The 21695-nt window shown below is 67.3% G+C and carries 26 protein-coding genes; 4 read left to right on the plus strand and 22 right to left on the minus strand.

All coding sequences use genetic code 11. The features are described 5' to 3' along the window. The first annotated feature begins 101 nt into the window (after window positions 1-101). Window positions 102-1025, plus strand: a complete 924-nt coding sequence (rpoH, locus tag WG898_RS00125) for an RNA polymerase sigma factor RpoH (RefSeq protein WP_444718904.1) — start codon at window positions 102-104, stop codon at window positions 1023-1025. A gap of 47 nt (window positions 1026-1072) precedes the next feature. Here rpoH and WG898_RS00130 read toward each other — a convergent pair whose 3' ends face one another. The 5 genes from WG898_RS00130 to WG898_RS00150 are packed head-to-tail and all read right to left on the minus strand — an operon-like array spanning window position 1073 to window position 5153. Beyond that, on the minus strand, window positions 1073-1684 hold the full coding sequence (locus WG898_RS00130) for an SCO family protein (protein WP_339600758.1): 612 nt from the start codon (window positions 1682-1684) through the stop codon (window positions 1073-1075). 1 nt (window position 1685) lies between these two features. After that, window positions 1686-2606 carry a heme o synthase gene (gene cyoE / locus WG898_RS00135; protein WP_339600759.1) on the minus strand — a complete coding sequence of 307 codons (921 nt, stop codon included), beginning with the start codon at window positions 2604-2606 and terminating at the stop codon, window positions 1686-1688. Window positions 2607-2615: 9 nt separating this feature from the next. Beyond that, window positions 2616-3743, minus strand: coding sequence for a COX15/CtaA family protein (locus tag WG898_RS00140; protein ID WP_339600760.1), 1128 nt, complete (start codon window positions 3741-3743; stop codon window positions 2616-2618). Window positions 3744-3754: 11 nt separating this feature from the next. Further along, window positions 3755-4474: an SCO family protein gene (locus WG898_RS00145; RefSeq protein WP_339600761.1), complete on the minus strand. Its 720-nt coding sequence runs from the start codon at window positions 4472-4474 to the stop codon at window positions 3755-3757. After that, entirely contained in the window at window positions 4428-5153 is a 726-nt protein-coding gene (locus WG898_RS00150) for an SURF1 family protein (protein ID WP_339600762.1), read from the minus strand. Before WG898_RS00150 ends, WG898_RS00145 begins: the two co-directional genes overlap by 47 nt. 20 nt (window positions 5154-5173) lie before the next feature. Here WG898_RS00150 and WG898_RS00155 point away from each other — a divergent pair, with 20 nt between their 5' ends. Continuing rightward, window positions 5174-5392 (plus strand): DUF2909 domain-containing protein, encoded by a 219-nt coding sequence (locus WG898_RS00155; protein WP_339600763.1) that lies wholly within the window; start codon window positions 5174-5176, stop codon window positions 5390-5392. An 81-nt stretch (window positions 5393-5473) separates the two neighbouring features. Here the strand turns inward: WG898_RS00155 and WG898_RS00160 are convergent, their stop codons facing one another. The 7 genes from WG898_RS00160 to WG898_RS00190 all read right to left on the minus strand — a co-directional run bounded on the left by WG898_RS00160 (window position 5474) and on the right by WG898_RS00190 (window position 11482). Then, on the minus strand, window positions 5474-6358 hold the full coding sequence (locus tag WG898_RS00160; RefSeq protein ID WP_339600764.1) for a cytochrome c oxidase subunit 3: 885 nt from the start codon (window positions 6356-6358) through the stop codon (window positions 5474-5476). A gap of 48 nt (window positions 6359-6406) precedes the next feature. Continuing rightward, window positions 6407-6646: a DUF2970 domain-containing protein gene (locus tag WG898_RS00165; RefSeq protein ID WP_339600765.1), complete on the minus strand. Its 240-nt coding sequence runs from the start codon at window positions 6644-6646 to the stop codon at window positions 6407-6409. Beyond that, window positions 6643-7248, minus strand: a complete 606-nt coding sequence (locus WG898_RS00170) for a cytochrome c oxidase assembly protein (protein WP_339600766.1) — start codon at window positions 7246-7248, stop codon at window positions 6643-6645. Before WG898_RS00170 ends, WG898_RS00165 begins: the two co-directional genes overlap by 4 nt. 4 nt (window positions 7249-7252) lie before the next feature. After that, window positions 7253-7369 carry a cytochrome oxidase small assembly protein gene (locus tag WG898_RS00175; protein ID WP_339600767.1) on the minus strand — a complete coding sequence of 39 codons (117 nt, stop codon included), beginning with the start codon at window positions 7367-7369 and terminating at the stop codon, window positions 7253-7255. A 5-nt stretch (window positions 7370-7374) separates the two neighbouring features. After that, the gene (gene ctaD, locus WG898_RS00180) at window positions 7375-8997 is read right to left on the minus strand and encodes a cytochrome c oxidase subunit I (RefSeq protein ID WP_339600768.1); all 1623 of its coding nucleotides are present in this window, start codon (window positions 8995-8997) and stop codon (window positions 7375-7377) included. Between the two features lie 31 nt (window positions 8998-9028). Next, on the minus strand, window positions 9029-10216 hold the full coding sequence (gene coxB / locus WG898_RS00185; protein WP_339600769.1) for a cytochrome c oxidase subunit II: 1188 nt from the start codon (window positions 10214-10216) through the stop codon (window positions 9029-9031). A gap of 342 nt (window positions 10217-10558) precedes the next feature. After that, window positions 10559-11482, minus strand: a complete 924-nt coding sequence (locus WG898_RS00190) for a class I SAM-dependent methyltransferase (protein ID WP_339600770.1) — start codon at window positions 11480-11482, stop codon at window positions 10559-10561. Window positions 11483-11501: 19 nt separating this feature from the next. Here WG898_RS00190 and WG898_RS00195 point away from each other — a divergent pair, with 19 nt between their 5' ends. Continuing rightward, window positions 11502-12230, plus strand: coding sequence for a ComF family protein (locus WG898_RS00195; RefSeq protein WP_339600771.1), 729 nt, complete (start codon window positions 11502-11504; stop codon window positions 12228-12230). Window positions 12231-12253: 23 nt separating this feature from the next. Then, window positions 12254-12727, plus strand: coding sequence for a tRNA (uridine(34)/cytosine(34)/5-carboxymethylaminomethyluridine(34)-2'-O)-methyltransferase TrmL (trmL, locus tag WG898_RS00200; protein ID WP_339600772.1), 474 nt, complete (start codon window positions 12254-12256; stop codon window positions 12725-12727). Between the two features lies 1 nt (window position 12728). On the opposite strand, the gene WG898_RS00205 is transcribed toward trmL, so the two are convergent. The 10 genes from WG898_RS00205 to WG898_RS00250 all read right to left on the minus strand — a co-directional run bounded on the left by WG898_RS00205 (window position 12729) and on the right by WG898_RS00250 (window position 21688). Further along, the gene (locus tag WG898_RS00205; protein WP_339601593.1) at window positions 12729-13697 is read right to left on the minus strand and encodes a Bug family tripartite tricarboxylate transporter substrate binding protein; all 969 of its coding nucleotides are present in this window, start codon (window positions 13695-13697) and stop codon (window positions 12729-12731) included. Window positions 13698-13705: 8 nt separating this feature from the next. Then, a complete protein-coding gene (locus tag WG898_RS00210; protein WP_339600773.1) occupies window positions 13706-14722 on the minus strand; it encodes an NAD(P)H-dependent glycerol-3-phosphate dehydrogenase in 1017 nt (338 codons plus the stop codon). 98 nt (window positions 14723-14820) lie between these two features. After that, window positions 14821-15282: a protein-export chaperone SecB gene (secB, locus tag WG898_RS00215; protein ID WP_285230993.1), complete on the minus strand. Its 462-nt coding sequence runs from the start codon at window positions 15280-15282 to the stop codon at window positions 14821-14823. 91 nt (window positions 15283-15373) lie between these two features. Continuing rightward, window positions 15374-15634, minus strand: a complete 261-nt coding sequence (grxC, locus tag WG898_RS00220; protein ID WP_339601594.1) for a glutaredoxin 3 — start codon at window positions 15632-15634, stop codon at window positions 15374-15376. A 27-nt stretch (window positions 15635-15661) separates the two neighbouring features. After that, window positions 15662-16069, minus strand: a complete 408-nt coding sequence (locus WG898_RS00225) for a rhodanese-like domain-containing protein (RefSeq protein WP_339600774.1) — start codon at window positions 16067-16069, stop codon at window positions 15662-15664. A gap of 163 nt (window positions 16070-16232) precedes the next feature. Then, window positions 16233-17747 (minus strand): methyl-accepting chemotaxis protein, encoded by a 1515-nt coding sequence (locus WG898_RS00230; RefSeq protein ID WP_339600775.1) that lies wholly within the window; start codon window positions 17745-17747, stop codon window positions 16233-16235. A gap of 61 nt (window positions 17748-17808) precedes the next feature. Continuing rightward, window positions 17809-18237 carry a type 2 periplasmic-binding domain-containing protein gene (locus WG898_RS00235; protein WP_339600776.1) on the minus strand — a complete coding sequence of 143 codons (429 nt, stop codon included), beginning with the start codon at window positions 18235-18237 and terminating at the stop codon, window positions 17809-17811. 15 nt (window positions 18238-18252) lie between these two features. Then, window positions 18253-19347 (minus strand): hypothetical protein, encoded by a 1095-nt coding sequence (locus tag WG898_RS00240; RefSeq protein WP_339600777.1) that lies wholly within the window; start codon window positions 19345-19347, stop codon window positions 18253-18255. 284 nt (window positions 19348-19631) lie between these two features. Next, a complete protein-coding gene (locus tag WG898_RS00245; RefSeq protein WP_339600778.1) occupies window positions 19632-20747 on the minus strand; it encodes an HD-GYP domain-containing protein in 1116 nt (371 codons plus the stop codon). A 53-nt stretch (window positions 20748-20800) separates the two neighbouring features. Further along, window positions 20801-21688, minus strand: coding sequence for a ribose-phosphate diphosphokinase (locus tag WG898_RS00250; protein ID WP_339600779.1), 888 nt, complete (start codon window positions 21686-21688; stop codon window positions 20801-20803). Window positions 21689-21695 lie beyond the last annotated feature (7 nt).

Here is a 21695-nt window from a genome sequence, read left to right on the forward strand (position 1 = left end):
GTGAGTTCACTTTTTCTCAGCCATTAGCACTCATTTGCCATGAGTGCTAATATGTCCAATATCGAGCCATAACGGCTGGGAGAAGTGAAAACGCCATGAGCATGATGTCCAACGCCACTGCACTGCAGGTACGCGACCCCTGGGCGCTGCTGCCCTCGCTGGGCAATCTGGATGCCTATATCAGCGCCGTCAACCGCCTGCCCCTGCTGACCCCCGAGGAGGAGCAATCCTTCTCGCGCCGCCTGCGCGAGCATGGCGATCTGGAAGCCGCCGGACGGCTGGTGCTCTCGCACCTGCGCCTGGTGGTGTCGATCTCGCGCCAGTACATGGGTTATGGCCTGCCCCAGGGCGACCTGATCCAGGAGGGCAATGTGGGTCTGATGAAGGCCGTCAAGCGCTACGACCCCGAGCAGGGCGTGCGCCTGGTGTCGTACGCGATGCATTGGATCAAGGCCGAGATCCACGAGTACATCCTGCGCAACTGGCGCATGGTCAAGGTGGCCACCACCAAGGCGCAGCGCAAGCTGTTCTTCAATCTGCGCTCGATGAAGCACAGCCTGAAGGAGGAAAACGCCGCCGAGGGCCAGGCCCATCGCAACACCCTCACCGAGGCCCAGGTGGACCATGTGGCCCGCGAGCTCAAGGTCAAGCGCGAGGAAGTGCTGGAGATGGAGACCCGCATGGCGGGCGGCGACGTGGCCCTGGAGCCCCAGACCGATGACGACGGCGAGAGCTTCGCCCCCATCGCCTACCTGGCCGACGACAGCCAGGAGCCGACGCGCGTGCTGGAGGGCCGCTCGCGCGACGCGCTGGCCGGTGACGGCATCTCGCGCGCCCTGGCGGTGCTGGACGAGCGCAGCCGCCGCATCGTCGAAGAGCGCTGGCTCAAGGTCAATGATGACAGCAGCGGCGGCATGACCCTGCATGAGCTGGCGGCCGAATACGGTGTCAGCGCCGAGCGCATCCGCCAGATCGAGGTGGCGGCGATGAAGAAGATGAAGAAGGCCCTGGCCGAGACGGCCTGATCCACTGCTGCAGCATGCAAAAGGCCCCTTGCGAGGGGCCTTTGTCTTTACGAGCGCTCGTTCAAGAGCAGCTTGATGTCGTCGGCCAAGGCCTGGGCGCCGGCACCGTAGCGGGCGAACACGCGCACCCTGCCCTGGGTGTCGAAGATGAAGCTGGCCGCCGTGTGGTCCATGGTGTAGCTCTCGGGCGTCTTGCCCGGCACCTTGGCGTAATAGACCTTGAATTCGCGTGCCGTCTCCTTGAGCTGCTCGGCATTGCCGCGCAGGGCCACGAAGCTGGGGTCAAAGCTCGTCATATAGGGCTTGAGCAGTTCCGGCGTGTCGCGCTCGGGGTCGACGGTGATGAACACGCCCTGCACCTTGTCCCCATCCGCGCCCAGCGACTTCTTCACCTGGGCCAGCTCGGCCAGTGTGGTGGGGCAGACATCGGGGCATTGGGTGTAGCCAAAGAACACCACCACCACCTTGCCCTTGAAGTCCGCCAGGCTACGCGGCTTGCCTTCCTGGTCGGGCAGGCTCAGCTGGCGCGCGTAGCTGGCGCCGCTCAGGTCCACGCCGCGGAAGGCGGGCTTGGCAGCGCCGCCCAGCTGGTCGCAGGCCGCCAGCGTCAGCGCGCTGAGGGCCGCCAGGAACAGTCTTCTCTTGGTGTTGCGTAGCATCTCAGGCGATCCAGGGCATCAGGTAATGGTCCAGCAAGAGCGCCGCGAACAGCAGCGACAGGTGCAGGATGGAAAAGCGGAAGGTGGCGCGCGCGAGCGCGTCCGAATACTGGCGCCAGAGCTTGAAGGCATAGGCACAGAAGCCCAGACCCAGGGCCAGCGCGCTGGCCAGGTAGATCCAGCCGCTCATGCCGGTGAGGAAGGGCAGCAGCGTGGCCACCAGCAGGATCCAGGTGTAGAGCAAGACCTGCAGCCGCGTGAATTCGGAGCCATGCGTGACCGGCAGCATGGGCAGGCCGGCCTTGCGGTAATCCTCGGTGCGGTAGAGCGCCAGCGCCCAGAAATGCGGCGGTGTCCAGAGGAAGATGATGAGGCACAGCATGAGCGCCTCGGGGCCCACCTCGCCGCGCAGCGCCGCCCAGCCCAGCACCGGCGGCATCGCGCCCGAGGCGCCGCCGATGACGATGTTCTGCGGCGTCATCGGCTTGAGGATCACGGTGTAGATGACCGCGTAGCCGACGAAGGTGGCGAAGGTCAGCCACATCGTGAGCGGATTCACCCACAGCCACAGGATGGACGAGCCGATGCCGCACAGCAGGGCCGAGAAACTCAGGGTCTGGACACGGCTGAGTTCGCCCTTGGCGGTGGCGCGCCAGGCGGTGCGCTTCATCTTCGAGTCGATCTGCTGCTCGATCAGGCAGTTGAAGGCAGCGGCCGCGCCGGCCACCAGCCAGATGCCCACGGTGGCGGCCAGGATCACGCCCCACTCGGGGCCGCTGGGCCAGCCCGGCACCGCCAGCGCCATGCCGATGACCGCGCAGAACACGATCAGCTGCACCACGCGCGGCTTGGTGAGCTGGTAGAACTGCTGCCAGCGCGAGGGCGCGCCGGGGGCAGCGAGGGTGGTGGGAGTGGTGGACATGGGAAGCGTCTATCGTAGGGCAGCGGCGCGCTGCGCTGCGTGCAGGCGCGCCAACATGAAACTCAGGATCAGCAGCAGGGCCGCGGCCCCGCCGGTATGGGCCAGGGCGGCCAGCAGCGGCCAGTCCAGCACCACGTTGGAGAGGCCGGAGAGCAGCTGCCAGCCGGCCACCAGCAGCAGGCGGCGCGCCCACAGCGCGCCCTCGGGCAGCGGCCGGCGGTGCCAGCGCCAGGCCAGCCCCAGCAACGCCGCGAACACCAGCAGGGCACCGAGGCGGTGGCTCATGTGGATGGCTGTGAGGGCCGCAAACGGCAGCCAGCCACCGTCGTGGCCCACGCCCAGCGCGCGCCACAGCGTGAAGCCATGCTCGAAATCCATCGCCGGCCACCATTGACCCTGGCATTGCGGGAACTCGCTGCAGGCCAGCACGGCGTAATTGGTGCTGACCCAGCCGCCCAGGCCGACCTGTGCCAGCACCAGCGCCATCAGCACCCAGGCTGCCAGGCGCTCGCCGGCCGGCCAGGCCAGCGGCCGCGGCGCATAGGCCTCGGCCTGCCAGGCCAGCAGCATCAAGAGGCCCATGGCGCCCAGCAGGTGCAGGGTGACGATGGCGGGGAATAGCTTCATCGTCACGGTGAGCGCACCAAAAGCCCCCTGCATGCAAACCCATAGCAGGGTGACGGTGGGCCACCAGGGCGAAGGCAAGGACGACCGCGGCCGCGCCGCGCCGCGCCGCGCCTGCCACCAGCTCAGCACGCACAGCACCAGGATCAGAAAGCCGACCCCGCTGGCCAGGTAGCGATGGACCATCTCCACCCAGGCCTTGCCATGCGTCACCGGCCCGCTGGGCATGGCGGTCTGCGCGGCGTGGATGGCGGCGCTGGCTCCCAGCGGCGAGGCACTGCCATAGCAGCCGGGCCAGTCCGGGCAGCCCAGGCCCGAGTCGGTCAGGCGCGTGAAGGCGCCGAACAACACCAGGTCAAAGGTGAGGAACAGGGTCAGCAGGGTCAGCGCGCGCAGGCGCGCATCCAAGCCAGCGCCGCGATGGCGCAGCCGCCACCACAGCAGCGGCCCGGCAGCGATCAGGGTGCCCAGCAGCAACAGGCGCAGCCAAGGGGTGAGGTCGTAGGCGCTCATCAACGGCGGGCTCAGCGGCCGGGCTTGTCCCAGCCGGCATTGGCCTTGATCAGGCGGTCCAGGTCCTTCTTGACCTTGGAGGGATCGGGCTGGCTGGGCGAGCGCATCATCCAGCGGCCCAGCGGGTCGATCAGGAACAGATGCTCGTTCAGGCCATGGCCCTCGGCCGGCTTCAGCCAGGCCTGGATCTGGGCGCGCGGCGCGCGCAACACCGTCACCGGCACGCCGGCACTGACGGCGGCAAGCACCTCGGGGCGCAGCGGCTGCTCATCGGGCACCAGCCAGAGCTTGTCGATCTTGTCGCGCTCCTTGCCCATCATCTCGCGCAGCTGGCGTTGCATGAAGAGCAGGCGCTCGCAGGCGCTGTCGCACTGCGCGTCCTGCACCAGGGTCAGCAGCCACTGGCCCTTGAGCGACTCGGCCGCCACCGGCTGACCCTTCAGATCCTGCAGGTCCAGGCTGGGCGGCAGGTCCACGGTGGGCGTGATCAGCTCGCCATAGGCCTTGCCGCGCGGCTGCAGCACGTAGAAGGTGAAGTAGGACGCGATCACCGGCGCGGCGCACACCGCCACCACCAGCAGCATGCGCAGGCGGCCGGCGCGCTGCTGCGCGTTGGCGGCACCGGCCATCGCGCCCGGCTGGGGCTGGCTGTGCACCGTGAAGGACAGCGGCGCGTCGGCCGGCTCAGGCGACGGGGCGGCGGCGGGGACGGATGACTTGGAACCAGACATAAAGACCTAGAAGCAGCGCGCACAGCGCGAACCATTGAAAGGCGTAACCGTAATGCTTGTGAATGTCGACGGCCGGGGCCGGCCAGTCGCGCAGCAAGCCATCGTCGGCGGCCGCGGCCTGGGTTTGCAGCAGCGCCGCCGGCAGCAGCGGCATGCCGAGCTCGGCCGCATAGGCATCGGGTGCCAGATTCTGCCGGATCGCGCCCATGCTGCCCTGGCCCAGCTCGTACAGCCTGGAGGGCGACGCGGCCAAGCGCCCCTCGACCTCTACCTCGCCGGCCGGCGTGAGCAGCGCGGGCAGGCGCGTGCGGTCGGCCTGGTCGCGCGGCACCCAGCCGCGTTGCACCAGCAGCGACTCCGTGCGGCCCGCCAGGCGCAGCGGCGTGACGACGAAAAAACCAACCCGGCCGTCCATCGGACGGTTGTCCAGAAACACCGTCTTGTCGGCCAGCCAATGGCCGCGCAAGCGCGCGCGGCGGTGCAACTGCTCGGCATCGCCGCGCAACTCGGCATTGGTGAGCGGCGGCTGCTCGCCGCGCTGCGCGATGGCCTGTCCGAGCGCGCGCTTTTGTGCCGCCCGGTCGAGCTGCCAGAAGCCCAGCGCGGCGGTGACGGCCATGCCCAGCAGCGTGGCCAGCAGCACGATCAGGCGGCGTTGCAGCGGGCTTGCCTCAGTCATGATGGGGAATAATGGCGGCCATGAAATTCATCTTCGCGATCGCCTTCATCGGCATCCTCGGCGCACTCGCGGCCGCCGGCCTGTTCATGCTGAAGAACGGCAGCAAGGAGCAGCGCGGCGCAAACATGGCGCGCGCGCTGGCGGTGCGCGTGGGCGTGTCGGTGGCCTTGTTCCTGTTCATCTGGCTCGGCTACTCGCTCGGTTGGATACAGCCTACGGGGATCCCGCTGGGGCGCTGAAACCTGCTTTCAGCAGCAACGAAAAAGCGCCGCTGCATGCGGCGCTTTTCATTCGACACCGGGCCTTGCGGCCCGCCTGCCTTACATCCAGTAGACCACCACGTACAGGCCCAGCCACACCACGTCAACGAAGTGCCAGTACCAGGCCGCGCCTTCGAAGCCGAAGTGGCGGTCCTTGGTGAAGTGACCCTTCTGCAGGCGCAGGGTGATGAACAGCAGCATCAGCATGCCCACGAAGACGTGGAAGCCGTGGAAGCCGGTCAGCATGAAGAAGGTGGAGCCGAACACGCCCGAGCTCAGCTTGAGGTTGAGCTCATGGTAGGCATGCGAATACTCGTAGCCCTGCACCACCAGGAAGGTGATGCCCAGCAGCACGGTGATCCACATGAAGGCGATGGTCTTGCTGCGATTGCCGTCCAGCAGGGCATGGTGGGCAATCGTGAGCGTCACGCCCGAGCTCAGCAGCAGCGCGGTGTTGACCGTCGGCAGGGGCCAGGGGCCCACGGTGCTGAAGGCTTCCACGGTGCCGGCGGGCGATGCCGTCAGGCCGGCCGCGACGCTGGGCCACAGGCCCTTGAAGTCGGGCCACAGCAGCGCGTTCTCCAGGCTGCCCAGCATCGGCACCGAGTGCACGCGGGCCCAGTACAGCGCGCCAAAGAAGGCCGCGAAGAACATCACTTCCGAGAAGATGAACCAGCCCATGCTCCAGCGGAACGAGACATCGATGCGCTCGCTGTAGAGTCCACCTTCGCTTTCGCGGATGGCGTCGCCGAACCACTGCTTGAGCACGAAGGCCCACCACAGCAGACCAAAGGCCAGCGAATAGGCGCCCCATTGGTGATCGTTGATCCACTGGCCTGCGCCCAGGATCACGAAGAACAGGCCGATGGCGGCCATCACCGGATGCCGCGAGGGCCCGGGCACGAAGTAGTAGGGAGTTTTCCCTTGAGTCGTCGCAGCCGACATGATGTTTTTCTCCTCGAACTTCAAACTCTGCAGTTCAAACCAAATGCTTCAGTTGCCGGCGACGCCGCTGCCTATCACCCAATTGACCAGCAGCACCAGCACCAGCACGAACAGCGCCGCTCCAATCACCCCGGCAATGATCACATGCACGGGATTGAGTTGCGCCACGTCTTTCTCATAGCCGGCGCCCTTGCGGATGCCGAAAAACGACCAGGCCACCGCCTTCATGGTCTGCAGGAAGCTGCCCTTGCGAGCCACCGCCTGCTTGAATTCCTCGCCCGCCTTCATGTGCGCGGCTCCACTTGCAGCGCCGCCTGCTTCTTCTTGCCGGCCACCTCGAAGAAGGTGTAGGACAAGGTGATGGTCTTGACATCCTTGGGCAGCTTGGGATCGATCACGAACACCACCGGCCACTGCTTGCTTTCACCCGGCGCGAGCGTGTACTCGTTGAAGCAGAAACATTCCAGCTTGTTGAAATGCGCCGTCGCCTGCTTGGGTGCATAACTGGGAATGGCCTGGGCCGACATGGTGCGGTCCTGGATATTGCGGAACTCGTACATCACCGTGGTCAGCTCGCCGGGGTGCACCTGCAGATGCGACACCGCGGGCTTGAAGTCCCAGGGGCCGCGCGCATTCGCGTCGAACTCGATGCTGATGCTGCGGCTGTAGTCGATCTGCGTGTTCTTCACATCCTCGGCGCGCACCGCGTGCTGGCGCTCGGAGAGCGACAGCACATTGATGCCCAGCGCCGTGCACACGGCCCGGTAGAGCGGCACCAGCGCATAGCCGAAGCCGAACATCAGGCCCACCACGACCAGCAGCTTGCCGACCATGAGCCGGTTGTCCCGGCGCAGGATCTGGCTGACATGCCAACGCGGTAGATTGTTCATGCGCTCAGAAACCCAGGTAGGCGATCTTGGCCATGAAGCCGACCGCAAACACGGCCGCCACCGAGGCCAGGATCAGGGCCAGGCGCCGGTTGCTCTTGCGTTGCTCGGGTGTCAGGGCCATGTTGCTCAGCCAATGATCTTGGTGGCGCTGGCGTCCAGCTTGGGCGGCTCTTCAAAGGTGTGGAAGGGCGCCGGCGACGGCACTTGCCATTCCAGACCTTCGGCAGCTTCCCAGGGCTTCATCGGCGCCTTCTCGCCCTTGCCGCGCAGCATCGGCAGCACCACGAAGAAGAAGAAGTACACCTGCATCAGACCGAACCAGAACGCACCCACCGAGGCCAGGGCGTTGAAGTCGGCGAACTGCAGCGGGTAGTCGGCATAGCGACGCGGCATGCCGGCCAGGCCCAGGAAGTGCATCGGGAAGAAGGTCACGTTGAAGCTGATCAGCGAGCCCCAGAAGTGGATCTTGCCGCGCGTTTCGCTGAACATCACACCGGACCACTTCGGGCCCCAGTAGTAGACGCCGGCGAACAGCGCAAACAGCGAGCCGGCCACCAGCACATAGTGGAAATGCGCCACCACGTAGTAGGTGTCCTGGATCTGAATGTCGATCGGCGCCATCGCGCACACCAGGCCGGTGAAGCCGCCCATCGTGAACACGAAGATGAAGCCCACGGCCCACAGCATCGGCACTTCGAAGGTCATCGAACCGCGCCACATGGTGGCCAGCCAGTTGAAGATCTTCACGCCCGTGGGCACGGCGATCAGCATGGTCGCGTACATGAAGAACAGCTGACCCGTCACCGGCATGCCGGTGGCGAACATGTGGTGGGCCCAGACGATGAAGGACAGGATGGCGATCGAGGCGGTCGCGTACACCATCGAGGCGTAGCCGAACAGCTTCTTGCGCGCGAACGCCGGCACGATCTGGCTCACGATGCCGAATGCCGGCAAGATCATGATGTAGACCTCGGGGTGACCGAAGAACCAGAAGATGTGCTGGTACATCACCGGGTCACCGCCGCCGGCGGGGCTGAAGAACGAGGTGCCGAAGTGGCGATCGGTCAGCGTCATCGTGATGGCGCCGGCCAGCACCGGCATCACGGCGATCAGCAGGTAGGCGGTGATCAGCCAGGTCCAGGCGAACATCGGCATCTTCATCAGCGTCATGCCAGGGGCGCGCATATTGAGGATGGTGACGATGATGTTGATCGAACCCATGATGGACGAGGCGCCGAGGATGTGCATCGCGAAGATGCCTGCGTCCATGGAGGGGCCCATCTGCAGGGTCAGCGGCGCATACAGCGTCCAGCCCGCGGCGGGCGCGCCGCCGGGCATGAAGAACGAGGCCACCAGCATGATGGCGGCGGGGATCATCAGCCAGAAGCTGAAGTTGTTCATGCGCGCGAAGGCCATGTCCGAGGCGCCGATCTGCAGCGGGATCATCCAGTTCGCGAAGCCCACGAAGGCCGGCATGATGGCGCCGAACACCATGATCAGGCCGTGCATGGTGGTGAACTGGTTGAACAGTTCGGGGTTGAAGAACTGCAGCCCCGGCTGGAACAGCTCGGCGCGGATGCACAGCGCCAGGATGCCGCCGATCATCAGCATCGTGAAGGCGAACAGCAGGTACAGGGTACCGATGTCCTTGTGGTTGGTCGCAAACACCCAACGACGCCAGCCCGTCGGGGCATGGTGATCGTGGTGGTCATGAACGTCATGACCGTGATGGTCAAGCACAGCACTCATGTTGATTCCTTCTTTGACGTCCGATGATTTGTCACTTGCGCGCGGCCACGACTTCGGCGGGCTGCACCACTTGGCCGGTCTTATTGGACCAGTTGTTCTTGGTGTAGGTGATCACCGCGGCGAGGTCGGTATCGCCCAGCTGCTTCCACGCGGGCATGGCGCCGTTGTTCTGGCCATTCAGCACCACCGCGACCTGCTTGAGCTTGTCGTCGTTCAGCACCACGGGCGAGCCGTCGAGTGCCTTGATCGGACCGGCGCCCTTGCCGTCGGCCTTGTGGCAGGCCGCGCAATTGGCGTTGTAGACCTTCTCGCCGCGCGCCAGCAGGGCGGGCAGTTCCCAGACCTTGCTCGGGTCATCGGCCTTGGCGGCCAGCTTCTTCTTCTCGCCGTCCACCCAGGCGCTGTAGGCCGCGGCCGACAACACCTTCACGTGGATGGGCATGTAGGCGTGCTCCTTGCCGCACAGCTCGGCGCACTGGCCGTAGAAGTCGCCTTCCTTCTCGGCGCGGAACCAGGTGTCGCGCACGAAACCGGGGATGGCATCCTGCTTGACGCCGAAGGCCGGCACCATCCAGGCATGGATCACGTCGTTGGCGGTGGTGATGATGCGTACCTTCTTGCCGACCGGCACGACCAGGGGGTTGTCCACCTTCAGCAGGTAGTTGTCCACCGCCTCAGGCTTGCCCGAGTTGGACATCTCACGCTGCGCCACATCGAGGGTGGAGAGGAAAGCGATGCCCTCGCCCTCGCCCTTCAGGTAGTCATAGCCCCATTTCCACTGATAGCCGGTGGCCTTGATGGTGAGGTCGGCATTGGTGGTGTCCTTCATCGCCACCACCACCTTGGTGGCCGGCAGCGCCATGCCGATCACGATGATGAAGGGCACGATGGTCCAGGCGATCTCGACCTTGACGCTCTCGTGGAAGTTGGCCGACACCGCGCCCTTGGACTTGCGGTGCTTGAAGATGGAATAGAACATCACACCGAACACGGCGATGAAGATCGCCAGGCAGACGAACAACATCATGTTGTGCAGCCACATCTGCTCCGAGGCGATCTTGGTGACCGGGGGATGCAGGTTGAGCTGGTTGACCGCCGGACCGCCCGGCAGGTCGTTCACCGCCAAGGCCGCATGGCTGGCAAGGGCGGCGCCCAGGGTCACCGCCAGCTGGCTCATTCGGCGCCCCAGCTGATGCACTCGTGTGTTCATCATCTTCATGGTCGTCACTTCTGTTCAAAAACTTCGCCACGGACTTTGCGGCAGAGAGCCTGGGGCCCGCTGCCGCAACATCCCAGATTGATCGAGGGTACAGACCGCGCACGCTGCGCGCCACATGGTCAACACCAACGCTGGACCGATGCCCACCCCCTGTCCTGCGTCACCTGCCGCGGCGGCATGCGAGACTTTCTGAACCGGGGTTGACCTCGCTCAACGAGCGCCAGATCGGGATCGATTACCCTGGCGCTGCTGAAATTCAAATCGCGGCGGATTCTAGCGTAGCCCCATGATGGGGCTGTGGTCTTTGTGCGTCGCCGAGCGCCGCGCACATGCCGATCCCGCTCAGCGTGGGCGTTTCACCAGCGCCCGCATCTGCTCCAGCGACACCGCCGTCTCGGCCTGAACCTGCAACTTGGGCGCGGCCTTGAAGGCGTGGCCGTAGACCAGTTCCACCGTCAGGCGCAGGCGGCCATCCGGCCCCTTCAGGCGCTCGAGCGCGCGCAGCAAGGCGCTGCGCCACTGGCGCCCCCGCAAGCCCTCGAAGCGCGCCCGCGCGACATTGCCGCCCAGCGCACGCACATCCTTCAGCAAGGCCTCGCCGTCGGCCCAGGTCAGACTCAGGCGCTCCTGATCCATCACCGGATCGGCAAAGCCGCCATGCACCAGCATGTCGCCGATATCGTGCATGTCCAGCCAGGGCGGCGCCGGCAAGCCCCAACCCAGTTCGGCATAGAGTGGCCGCAGCTCCACCAGGCTGTCGGGCCCGAGACAGGAAAACATCAGGAAGCCGTCCACCGCCAGCGCCCGGTGCCAGGCGCGCAGCACGCCTTCGGGCTCGGCCTGCGCATGCAAGCTCATATTCGCCCACACCAACTCGGCCGCGCCCGCCGGCACCTGCGCGGGGGTCAGGGCTTGCCCCGGCGAGGCGCCATGCCCCAGACCACGCAGGCGCGACCACAGTCCGCGCTTGAGCAGGCCCTGGCTGCGCGCCAGCAAGGCCGGCTCGTCTTCCACCAGCAGCTGTTCCGCCTGGGCGTATTGCGCACGCAGCGCCTGCACCCCGGCGCCCAGCCAGGCATCCCACAGCAGCACCGTGCGGGGCTGGCGCTTGATGAAGGGCAGGCGTTCGGCCATGCGCTGCGCCACCTCGCGGTGCAACCAGGGCGCCTCGGCCGCGGCCGCCAGGCGGCGCCGCTGATGCCGCAAGGCCCCGGCATCCAGCTGGGCACCGGCCCGCTGCTGCTCATCGATCACGTCACTCGTCATCGCGGCAGTATATTGAGCCATGCCCGCGCCTGCCCCGCCCGATGCCCGCATCGCGCGTCTGGCAGCCCGGCTGCCGCGCGCGGCCGGCCTGTGCGCGGTGTGCCGGCGCTGGTCGCCGCAGCGCCTGTGCAGCTGCTGCACGGCGCGTTACGCCAGCGCCGTGCCGCGCTGCCACTTTTGCGCGCTGCGGCTGCCGCCCGGCGCCGGCCCGGCATGCGGCAACTGCCTGCGCGCGCCACCGCCGCTGAGCCACTGCATCGCGGCGCTGGACTACGGCTTTCCCTGGGACCGACTGCTGCAGAGCTTCAAGTTCAACGACGCGCTGCATTGGCGCGCGCTGCTGGTCGAGTTGCTTGACCGCGCGCTGCAGGACGCCGAGTCGCCCGACCTGCTGCTGCCCATCCCGCTCACCGCACAGCGCCTGCGCGAGCGCGGCTACAACCAGAGCCTGGAGATCGCGCGCGGCCTGGCACAGCGGCGACAATGGCGCTGCGCCACCGACCTGCTGCTGCGCGTGCGCGAAACCGCGCAGCAGGCCAGCCTGCAGCTCGACGCACGCCGCGCCAATATGCGGCATGCCTTTGCCGTCGAGCCCGCCGCGCTGGCCGGCCTGCGCGGCGCCAAGGTGGCGCTGATCGACGATGTGATGACCAGCGGCGCCACCTTGTTCGAGGCGGCCGGCACCTTGCGTCGCGCCGGCGCCGCCTCCGTGCAGGCCTGGGTGCTGGCGCGCACGCCGGCCGATTGACGAAATCAGGAATACCAGAAGCCATGTTCAACATCGTGCTCGTGCACCCCGAGATCCCGCCCAATACCGGCAATGTGATCAGGCTGGCCGCCAACACCGGCTGCCGCCTGCACCTGATCGAGCCGCTGGGCTTCCTGATGGAAGACCGCCTGCTGCAGCGCGCCGGGCTCGACTATCACGAGTACGCCGCGGTGCAGCGCCATGCCAGCTGGCAGGCATTTCTCGATGCGGAGTCCCCCGCGGACGAGCGCATGTTCGCCTTCACCACGCGCGGCAGCCATCTGCTCACCGAGACGAGCTGGCAGCCGGGCGACTACCTGGTGTTCGGCTGCGAGACCGCCGGCCTGCCGCCGGCGCTGCGCGACGGCTTTCCGGCCAGCCAACGTGTGCGCCTGCCGATGCTGCCGCAGCAGCGCAGCCTCAACCTCAGCAACAGCGTGGCGGTGGCGGTGTTCGAGGCCTGGCGCCAGAACGGCTACGCCGGGGCAGCAGGCTGAGCTACTCCGGCTGCACGCCGGCGGCCTGGATCACGGCCGCCCATTTGAGACGTTCGCTACGCATCAGCTGGGCCAGGCCCTCGGGCGAGCTGGCGCTGGCGCTGAAGTACTGACTCAGCAGGCGCTGGCGCAAGGCATCGCTCCTGATGATGCGCACCAGCTCCTGCGAGAGCCGCGCCACGATGGGCGCGGGCGTGCGCGCCGGCGCCAGCACCGCTTGCCAGGAGATTGCCTCGAAGCCGGCGTAACCCTCTTCCACCAGGGTCGGCAGCTCGGGCAGGGCCGCCGCGCGCCCCAGGCTGGTGATGGCCAGCGCCCTCAGCCTGCCGGCCTTCACCGCTCCCATGGCAAGACCTGGCACCATGAACGCGGCCTGCACCTCGCCCGCCAGCAGCGCGCTCACCACCTGCGGGAAGCCCTGGTAGGGCACATGCGCGAGCTCCATGCCGGCGCGCGCCTTGAAGGACTCCATCGCCAGATGCGCGGCACTGCCGTTGCCCACGCTGCCGTAGTTGAGCGCGCCCTTGCGCGCCCGCGCCACCGCGACGAACTCGGCCACGCTGTGCACGCCCAGCGCGGGCGAGACCACCAGCACATTGGGCGAGCTGGCCACCAGGCTGATGGGCTGCAGGTCACGCACCGGGTCATAAGGCAGCTGGCGCGCCAGCACAGGCGCAGTGACCAGCGGCCCCTGGATGGTGAACAAGAGCGTGTAGCCATCGGGCTGGGCCTTGGCCACCAGGGCCGTGCCGATATTGCCGCCGGCGCCCGGCTGGTTCAGCACCAGCACCGGCTGGCCCAGGGCCGCGCCCAGGCCCTCGGCGAGCGCGCGCGCCACGATGTCGGGCGAGCTGCCGCCGGGAAAGGGCACAACCAGCTTGATCGCACGGCTCGGCCAGGCCTCGGCCCGGGCCGCACTCGCGGCCAGCATGCCGACGGCGGCCTGCAGCAGTCGGCGGCGGCCCGCCATCGTGGCCATCAATGCTCAGAGCGGGCCTGGCGGCCCATCAACAGGTCCACCGCGGCGGCGGGGCTCAGCCGTCCCTCCAGCACCTCAACCACGGCCGCGGTGATGGGCATGTCGACGCCACGGTCCTGCGCGCGCTGGAGCACCGTGGGCGCGCTGTAGACGCCCTCGGCCACATGGCCCAGCTGGCGCAGGATGTCGGCCAGGGCCAGGTCTTGCGCGAGCAGCAGGCCAACGCGGCGGTTGCGCGAGAGATCGCCGGTCGCCGTCAGCACCAGGTCGCCCATGCCCGAGAGCCCCATAAAGGTCTCGGTACGCGCACCCAGGGCCAGGCCCAGGCGCAGCATCTCGGCCAGGCCGCGGGTGATGAGCGCGGCACGTGCGTTCAAGCCGGGCACATTGGATCTATCGCCGCTCGCCTCGGCCGCCAGGCGCAGGCCGTCGGCAATGCCCACCGCGATCGCCATCACGTTCTTCACCGCACCGCCCACCTCCACGCCGACCGGATCGGCCGAGGTGTAGACGCGCAGCCGCTCACTGTGGAAGGCGTCCACCGCCGCCTGCGCCAGCGCGGCATCGAAACTGGCGGCCACCAGGGCGGTGGGCTGGCCCAGCGCCACCTCCTGCGCAAAACTTGGGCCGGAAAGAATGCCTACCGTCAGCGCGGGCGCCACCTCGCGCGCAATCTCGTGGCCCAGCAGACCGGTGCCGGCCTCGAAGCCCTTGCACAGCCAGAGGCAGCGTGTGCCCGCCGGCAGGGCCGCCAGCATGCCGCGCAGCGCCGCCATCGGTGTGGCGACGATGATGAGCCCCTCGCGCGCATGCGCGATCGCCTCTGCCAGGTCGGCGCTCAGCTGCAGCGCCGCGGGCAGGGCCGCCTCGGGCAGATAGCGCTCGTTGCGACGCGCCACACGCATCGCGGCCACCGCGTCCGCATCGCGCGCCCACAGCAGCACCTCGTGCCGCTCGGCGGCCTGTATCGCCAGGGCCGTGCCCCAGGCACCGGCACCCAATACGCTGATCTTCATGTCTTGCCTATGCCCGGCATGGCGGGTCGAAATGAAAAAACGCCCCGATGCTCGTCAGCATGGGGCGCCTCGTGCCTTGCGGCGCTGAACCTTGGCGATCAGTTGATCGTCGGTGCGGCGGCCGCGGCCTCGCGCTGGGCCTGCTGCGCTTCGAACATGGCCTGGAAGTTGACTTCCGACAGCAGCACGGGCGGGAAGCCGGCGCGGGTGCAGACGTCCGAGACCACGGCGCGCAGGTATGGGTAGATCATCTGCGGGCAGACGATGCCCAGGATGCCTTCGACCTGCTCCTGCGGCAGGTTGCGGATCTCGAAGATGCCGGCCTGCTTGGCCTCGATCAGGAACAGGGTCTTGTCGCCGACCTTGGTGGTCACGGTGGCGGTCACCGAGACCTCAAAAATGCCATCGGCCACGCCCTCGGCAGCCAGGGCCAGGTTGATGTCGACCTGAGGCTGGGTCTGCTCCAGCAGGATCTGCGGCGAATTCGGTTGCTCCAGCGACAAGTCCTTCAGGTACATGCGCTGGATCTGAAACACGGGGGTGTTGGTCTCGTCGGCCATGGTGTCTTTCCAATAAGTGAAGCCCGCCAGCGTTTTCTCTTGCTGCGGGCAGCGGCCGAGCATTATGACCCAGCCGGCCTGCGACCCGGTGTCAGGCGCCTTGCAGCAGCGGCTGCAGGCCGCCACGGTGATCCAGCGCGACCAGCTCATCGCAGCCGCCCACATGGGTGTCGCCGATGAAGATCTGCGGCACCGTGCGGCGCCCGGTGAGCGCGATCATGGCGTCGCGCTGGCCCGGGTCCAGATCGACGCGCACTTCGTCGATCGCTTCCACACCGCGTTGCTTGAGCAGCGCCTTGGCGCGCACGCAGTAGGGGCAGACCTGGGTGGTGTACATCTTCACGGCACGCATCGCGCTAACCTTCTTCATCAACGTCTCTCAACTCTTCTCGACCGGCAGGTTGGCTTCGCGCCATGCCTTCAGGCCACCCGCCAGCACCTGCACATTGGCATAGCCGGCCTTGCGAAGAATGCCAGCGGCCTTGCCGGCGCGTGCGCCGCTCTGGCACAGCAGTACCACGGGCAGGGTCTTGTTGCTGGGCAGTTGCTTGTGGCCCTCGATGCTGTCAAGCGGCACGTTGCGAGCCCCCGCCACATGGCCGGTGGCGTATTCGGCGGCGCTGCAGACATCGATCAGCACCGCCTTCTCGCGATTCACCAGGCGCACCGCCTCGGCGGTGGAGACCGCGCCGGCGCCGGTGCTGCGCGCGAACGTGGTCCACAGCAGCATGCCTCCGGACACCAGGGCCGCGAGGACGAGATACCAGTTGTCGAGCAGGAATTTCAAGGCAGGGTCCGATTCAGGGGAAAGGAGGCGGATTATAGGAAAGGCAGCAATCCCTCCCTTGCTCGGCAGCCATGACCCAGCGGAGCCCGGGGCTCCGGCTTTGCCGGACCGATGGGCTCGCCCCATCGCAGGGGGCGCGCGAAGCGCGTAGGGGGTGGGCCTATCAGCCCAGCTTGAAGGTGGAAACCGCGGTCTGCAGCGCCTGCGCCTGCTGCTCCAGGCTGCTGGCGGCGGCGGCCGCCTGTTCCACCAGCGCGGCGTTTTGCTGCGTCATCTGGTCGAGCTGGGTGATGGACTGGTTGACCTCGCCGATGCCCTGGCTCTGCTCGCTGGAGGCGGCGGTGATCTCGCCGATGATGTCGGACACGCGCTGCACGCTGGCGACGATCTCGCCCATGGTGGCGCCAGCGTTCTGCACCAGACGGCTGCCCGACTCGACCTTGTCGACGCTGGCGCCGATCAGCGCCTTGATCTCCTTGGCGGCCTCGGCGCTGCGTTGCGCCAGGCTGCGCACCTCGCCTGCCACGACCGCAAAGCCACGCCCCTGCTCGCCGGCGCGCGCGGCTTCCACCGCGGCGTTCAAGGCAAGGATGTTGGTCTGGAAGGCGATGCCGTCGATCACGCCGATGATGTCGTTGATCTTCTTCGAGCTGGTGTTGATCTCCTCCATGGTGGTGACCACCTGGGAGACCACCTCACCGCCGCGCTGCGCCACCGCCGCGGCAGAACCGGCCAGTTGATTGGCCTGCGCCGCCGCGTCGGCGCTCTGGCGCACCGTCGCGGTGAGGTTGTGCATATTGCTGGAGGTGTGCTCCAGCGAACTGGCCTGCTTCTCGGTGCGCACCGAGAGGTCGTGGTTGCCCACCGCGATCTCGCGCGAAGCCACGGTCATCGAGTCGGTGCCGCTGCGCACATTGCTGACGATGGCCGCCAGGCCCTGCGACATGTCGCGCACCGCCGCCAGCAGGCTGCCCTCGGCACCGGCGCTGACGCGGATCTGCTGCGACAGGTCGCCCTCGGCCATCTGGCGCATCACGTCGCGTGCGTACTCGGGTTCGCCGCCCAGCTGACGCCACACGCTGCCTATCACCAGCCAGCTGCCCACGCCCAGGCACAGCACCACCACCAGGCCGCTGATCACCACCGCCCAGACACTGGCGGTGACGCCGCGCTTGGCATGCTCCAGCCCCTCGTCAAAGCCCTCGCGGGCCTGGCGCCTGGCGTCCGCCAGCACCGCCTCGAGCTCCTTCAGCGCCGCCTGCATCTTCGGAATGGCGCCCGCCTGGTCACCCTGCTTGATGCCCAGGAAGAGCTGGGCGGTCTCGGAGGACGCGGCGTAATAGCCCTCGAAGCTGCTCGCGAGCTTGCCGGCTACCTCGCCCTTGCCATCGATGGCCTTGATGGTGGCAAGCGTCTTGCGCATCGCCGCGGCGCGTTCATTGGCCTCGTCAAGGCGCTTCTTCTCGCCCTCGGCCACCGCGCTCTGAATGGTGGCGCCGAGCGCCTCCAGCTGCGAGGCGAACTGGTTGGTGGCGTCCAGATACGGCGAGTGCACCTCACCCACGTCCTGGATCGCCGTGGAACTGCGCGTGGAATAGGCCAACACCACCGCGATCCCGATGGCAAACACGGCCGCGGCCAGCACGGGCAGCAGCCAGATTCGGGTCTTGACATTCATGCGCTTCTCCTATTGGGGCGCGCCCTGGCAGCGCGCCCACGGGGGGCAGTGATTCAAACCGTCAGTCGACGGTCAACACGGACTTCACGCTGCCATCCACGGCCGACTTCTCGATATAGCCGATCGCGTCCGCATTGCCGGCCACGAACTTCTTCACCTCGGCCGAGCTGGCCAGTTCCTTGGGTGGCGTGGCCTTGCCCGAGAACACCAGGCGCGACCAGGCCGCCTTCACCTGCGCCGCCTGCTTGCCGGTGACCTTGGTGTAGAACTGCTCGCGTACCGCGGCGCTTTCGGGCTGGTCCACCGCGGCCGCGGCAGCCCCGCTGGGCAGCGTATTGCTCTTGCCGAGAAAGATGCTGGCCACCTGGTCGGCCGTCATGCTGGCAGTCGGGCTCTTGGGGTTGACGATCACCGCCACCTGGGCCTGCGCGGCAGCGGCAAGGCTCAGCAGCGCCAGGGCGAGGAGATTGGAGGGGGTCTTGTTGCTCATCATGGGCCTCCTGCCTCAGAACACCATGTCCACAGCCAGGCTGTAGACGTTGACCGAGGCGCCCGTGCCGAAGCCGGGCTGGGTTTGCACGAAGAGGCCATTGCCATTCGGCTTGATGCGCTCGAACTGGCCCTTCACCGCCAGGTTGCGATACGCATCCCAACGCAGGCCCACGGCCATGGTCTTTTGGTTGCGTGTCTGCCCGGACAGCGTCGCCGCCACCGCGCCCTTCAGACCGGCCAGCTGCGGTGTCGGTGCGGGGGCGTTGTTGTCGACATTGCCGCTCTTCTGCTTGAGTTGCGAGACCGTGGCGTAGGGCGTGAACTTGCCAAAGCGATGCCCCAGCGTGACATACCAGCCGTCGGTATCCGGCACATAGGTGTCGGTGCGGCGCATCGTGTACTCGAAGTTGGCGATCCAGTTGCCTTCGTCAACAGAGGCGCCAATGCCGGAAAAGGTCGCCTTTTTGTTGTTGGGGTCCAGTTGATCGGCCACCGCCGACCAGCCCGGCACCGGCACGCTGCGCATGGTCGCCACCAGTCCATTCAGCGCCGCGTTGTGCACCGTCAGCTTGCCCTGCAAGTGGCCGACGCGCAGGCTGATGCCGCCATCCATATCGAGCGTGGCGTTGAAGCCCACCAGTTTCTTCAGATCGACGTCGGTGCTTTGCACCACCGCCTTGGACTGGCCGCCGAACAGCTGGGTGCTGAGTGTGGCCGAGCCGATGCTGGTCTGCAGGATCACATCGGCACCGTCGAAATGGCTCACCGGCACCTGGCCATAGACATCCTGCGGCGGGCGCAACCAGGTATTTGCATAACCGACATCGCGAAAGTCGGAGACCGCGAAGAAGGGCCCCCCCATGCGGCCCACGCGCAGGGCCAGCGCGGGCATCAACTGTGCCTTCGCAAAGGCCCACTCCACACCGGGAGTGAAATTGCCATCGCCATTCTGCTTGGACAGCAGCTGCACCGTGCCTGAGAACATGGCGTTGGCCTTGAACGTGCCCTGCACCCCGACCTTGCTGTCGACCTCGCCGCTCCAGGACTTGTCGGCCCCACGCGGCTGGCTGAAGATCACGTACTGCGCGGAATCGGTGTTGGTGCCCACCACGCCCAGGGTTGCGAAGCCAGAAAAAGAAAAGGCGGACTCTCCGCCTGTCTGCGCCTGCGCACCCATTGCAAGGAAAAGGGACGCGGCAAGCGGCGCCAAACGCCATGGCTTCGAACATGTCATGTTGTCTCCTTCCGAAAAACTAGCAAGGACAGACCCGGCAAGCGCGACCACGCGCCTGCCTGGCACCATGCTAGGCATTTCGACCGCGGCAGGCTTGTCTTTAGGCAACTTTGTAGCCGGACTGTGGCGCGGGGCGCAAAAGTACCGCTACCCCGGCCTCAGTTGATCAGGCCGTAGAGCCGCTCCAGCGGCACCCGGGTCACCAGGGTCTTGTCGGCCTCCACCGCCTTGACGGCGTAGTCGGCCTGGGCGGTGTCGCGGCGCGGCGTCTGCGTGATGGGCAGACCGCGCTTGTCGGTGAGCGCTGCCACCAGCGGCGTCTGCATGCCGGCGCCGCGCCGTATCACCACCGCCTTTTCGCCGCTGGCCAGGGCCAGCAGTTCGCCCGGCGGGTAGATGCCGATCTCCTTGATCAACGCCGCCACCATCGGGCTGCCGGGCCATTGCGCATAGGCCTGGCGCTCGGCCTCCTTGATGTCCAGCGGCGCGCGCCCCTCGCGCCGGCTGATCTTGGCCAGGAACACATCGGCCAGACGCAGCAGGTGGGCCAGCTCCGACACCGCGGTGAGCCCGCGCGGATAGCCCTGGCCATCGACATGCTCGTGGTGCTCCAGCACCGCCTGCAGCCATTCCTCATCGGCCACGCCGGCGGCGCGCAGGCGCGCCACTGCTGCTTCGGGATGGCCGCGCAGCTCGTCGCGCTGCTCCTGCGTGAAGCGGCCGAACACCGCATAGCGTGCCTGCAGATCCAGGATGCTGAGATTCATGGTCAGCGCCGCCAGCACTGCCGAGCGCTGGCGCTCGGCCGGCCACTCCAGCCGCGCGGCGACCAGCTGGCACAGCGCCGCCACGAACACGGTGTGCGTGAGGCCGTACATGCGGTAATGGTGACCCTCCTGGCGCACCATCTGGTAGACGGCCACATCGGGATCCATGCGCACCATCGCCATCAGCTCATCGGCCAACTCATGGCAGCCCCGCTGCAGGCCGGCGGGCTCCTGGCTGGCATGGGCCAGGCGATCGAGGCTCCAGTAGATATGGTTCCAGCGTGCAAACAGCGTGGGCGGCTGCGCCACCACCTGGCGTCCAGCCGCCAGCGCCTTGATTTCCTCGATGTCGGCAGACATGCCGCGCGCCAACAAGGCTTGCAATTGCGTGTCGCTGTAGATCAGCTGGCCGCAGGCCAGCAGCAGCCCGCCATGCTCGTCGCGCACATTGAAGGGCAATGGCGCGCCCACCGTCACCTGCTTGGCCACCAGCTTGAGCAGTTGCATCGAGTCAGGCCCCGCGCCGACCTTGCCAGCCAGCGCGCCCAATGTTGTTTGTGTCAGCCCAGTCTACGCCAGGCCTCGGCCAATAGCGACACCACCGAAACCGCGTTGCTGGCGTGCGGCACGCTGTTGCTGCTCCAGACATGACGCACACCCGCGGCCCGCAGGTCCGGCAGCGCATCACCGTTGAAGAGCGCATGCGTCACCGCCACGTCGACCGAGCTCGCACCGCGCGCCAGCAGGGCCTGGGCCGCACCGATCAGGGTGCGGCCGGTGGAGGCCATGTCATCCAGCAGCACCACCGCCCTGCCCTGCACCGCCAGCTCGGGCAGCGCCAGCGAGACCTGGTGGTCGCCATGGCGCACCTTGTGGCCCACCGCGCATTCCAGTCCACCGGCCTGGGCGGCCTCGCGCACCCACTGGCCCGACTCCTCGTCGGGTCCGATCAGCAGCGCGCCGGGCACCTGCGCGGCGATCCAGCGCCCCAGCACCGGCGCGGCCGAAAGCGCCACGCCGGCCCCCTTGGGCATCACCTCGTCGAGGCTGGCAATGCGGTGCAGATGCGGATCGATGGTGATGACATGGTCGAACTGCTGCGCCAGCAGGCGCGCAATATGGCGCTGGCTGACCGCCTCGCCGGGCGTGAACTCCATGTCCTGGCGCATATAGGCCAGGTAGGGCGAGACCAGCACGAGCCGCCGCGCGCCGAGCTCGCGCGCGGTGGGCGCGGCAATCAGCAGCTCCACCAGCTTCTCATTGGGCTGCTGCAGGCCGCGCAGCAGCAGCACGCGCGCCGGCAGCGGCTTGGGCAGCACGAGGCGCAGCTCGCCGTCGGGAAAGCGGTGGCGGCGGATGAAGGCCAGCGGCGCGTCCAGCGCCGGGGCCAGGTCTTGCGCCAGGGCGGCCTCGTCGTCGAAGGCCAGCAGCAGGGTGTCAACGGACATGCAGCAC

Origin of the sequence: Paucibacter soli (assembly GCF_037482845.1) — a bacterium.
Classification (GTDB): Bacteria; Pseudomonadota; Gammaproteobacteria; order Burkholderiales; family Burkholderiaceae_C; genus Paucibacter_B; species Paucibacter_B soli.

Bases quoted from the DNA above. Each gene is read 5' to 3' on its own strand.
- rpoH (WP_444718904.1), top strand. From the start codon at position 102: ATGATGTCCAACGCCACTGCACTGCAGGTACGCGACCCCTGGGCGCTG.
- WG898_RS00130 (WP_339600758.1), bottom strand. From the start codon at position 1,684: ATGCTACGCAACACCAAGAGAAGACTGTTCCTGGCGGCCCTCAGCGCG.
- cyoE (WP_339600759.1), bottom strand. From the start codon at position 2,606: ATGTCCACCACTCCCACCACCCTCGCTGCCCCCGGCGCGCCCTCGCGC.
- WG898_RS00140 (WP_339600760.1), bottom strand. From the start codon at position 3,743: ATGAGCGCCTACGACCTCACCCCTTGGCTGCGCCTGTTGCTGCTGGGC.
- WG898_RS00145 (WP_339600761.1), bottom strand. From the start codon at position 4,474: ATGTCTGGTTCCAAGTCATCCGTCCCCGCCGCCGCCCCGTCGCCTGAG.
- WG898_RS00150 (WP_339600762.1), bottom strand. From the start codon at position 5,153: ATGACTGAGGCAAGCCCGCTGCAACGCCGCCTGATCGTGCTGCTGGCC.
- WG898_RS00155 (WP_339600763.1), top strand. From the start codon at position 5,174: ATGAAATTCATCTTCGCGATCGCCTTCATCGGCATCCTCGGCGCACTC.
- WG898_RS00160 (WP_339600764.1), bottom strand. From the start codon at position 6,358: ATGTCGGCTGCGACGACTCAAGGGAAAACTCCCTACTACTTCGTGCCC.
- WG898_RS00165 (WP_339600765.1), bottom strand. From the start codon at position 6,646: ATGAAGGCGGGCGAGGAATTCAAGCAGGCGGTGGCTCGCAAGGGCAGC.
- WG898_RS00170 (WP_339600766.1), bottom strand. From the start codon at position 7,248: ATGAACAATCTACCGCGTTGGCATGTCAGCCAGATCCTGCGCCGGGAC.
- WG898_RS00175 (WP_339600767.1), bottom strand. From the start codon at position 7,369: ATGGCCCTGACACCCGAGCAACGCAAGAGCAACCGGCGCCTGGCCCTG.
- ctaD (WP_339600768.1), bottom strand. From the start codon at position 8,997: ATGAGTGCTGTGCTTGACCATCACGGTCATGACGTTCATGACCACCAC.
- coxB (WP_339600769.1), bottom strand. From the start codon at position 10,216: ATGAAGATGATGAACACACGAGTGCATCAGCTGGGGCGCCGAATGAGC.
- WG898_RS00190 (WP_339600770.1), bottom strand. From the start codon at position 11,482: ATGACGAGTGACGTGATCGATGAGCAGCAGCGGGCCGGTGCCCAGCTG.
- WG898_RS00195 (WP_339600771.1), top strand. From the start codon at position 11,502: ATGCCCGCGCCTGCCCCGCCCGATGCCCGCATCGCGCGTCTGGCAGCC.
- trmL (WP_339600772.1), top strand. From the start codon at position 12,254: ATGTTCAACATCGTGCTCGTGCACCCCGAGATCCCGCCCAATACCGGC.
- WG898_RS00205 (WP_339601593.1), bottom strand. From the start codon at position 13,697: ATGGCGGGCCGCCGCCGACTGCTGCAGGCCGCCGTCGGCATGCTGGCC.
- WG898_RS00210 (WP_339600773.1), bottom strand. From the start codon at position 14,722: ATGAAGATCAGCGTATTGGGTGCCGGTGCCTGGGGCACGGCCCTGGCG.
- secB (WP_285230993.1), bottom strand. From the start codon at position 15,282: ATGGCCGACGAGACCAACACCCCCGTGTTTCAGATCCAGCGCATGTAC.
- grxC (WP_339601594.1), bottom strand. From the start codon at position 15,634: ATGCGTGCCGTGAAGATGTACACCACCCAGGTCTGCCCCTACTGCGTG.
- WG898_RS00230 (WP_339600775.1), bottom strand. From the start codon at position 17,747: ATGAATGTCAAGACCCGAATCTGGCTGCTGCCCGTGCTGGCCGCGGCC.
- WG898_RS00235 (WP_339600776.1), bottom strand. From the start codon at position 18,237: ATGAGCAACAAGACCCCCTCCAATCTCCTCGCCCTGGCGCTGCTGAGC.
- WG898_RS00245 (WP_339600778.1), bottom strand. From the start codon at position 20,747: ATGCAACTGCTCAAGCTGGTGGCCAAGCAGGTGACGGTGGGCGCGCCA.
- WG898_RS00250 (WP_339600779.1), bottom strand. From the start codon at position 21,688: ATGTCCGTTGACACCCTGCTGCTGGCCTTCGACGACGAGGCCGCCCTG.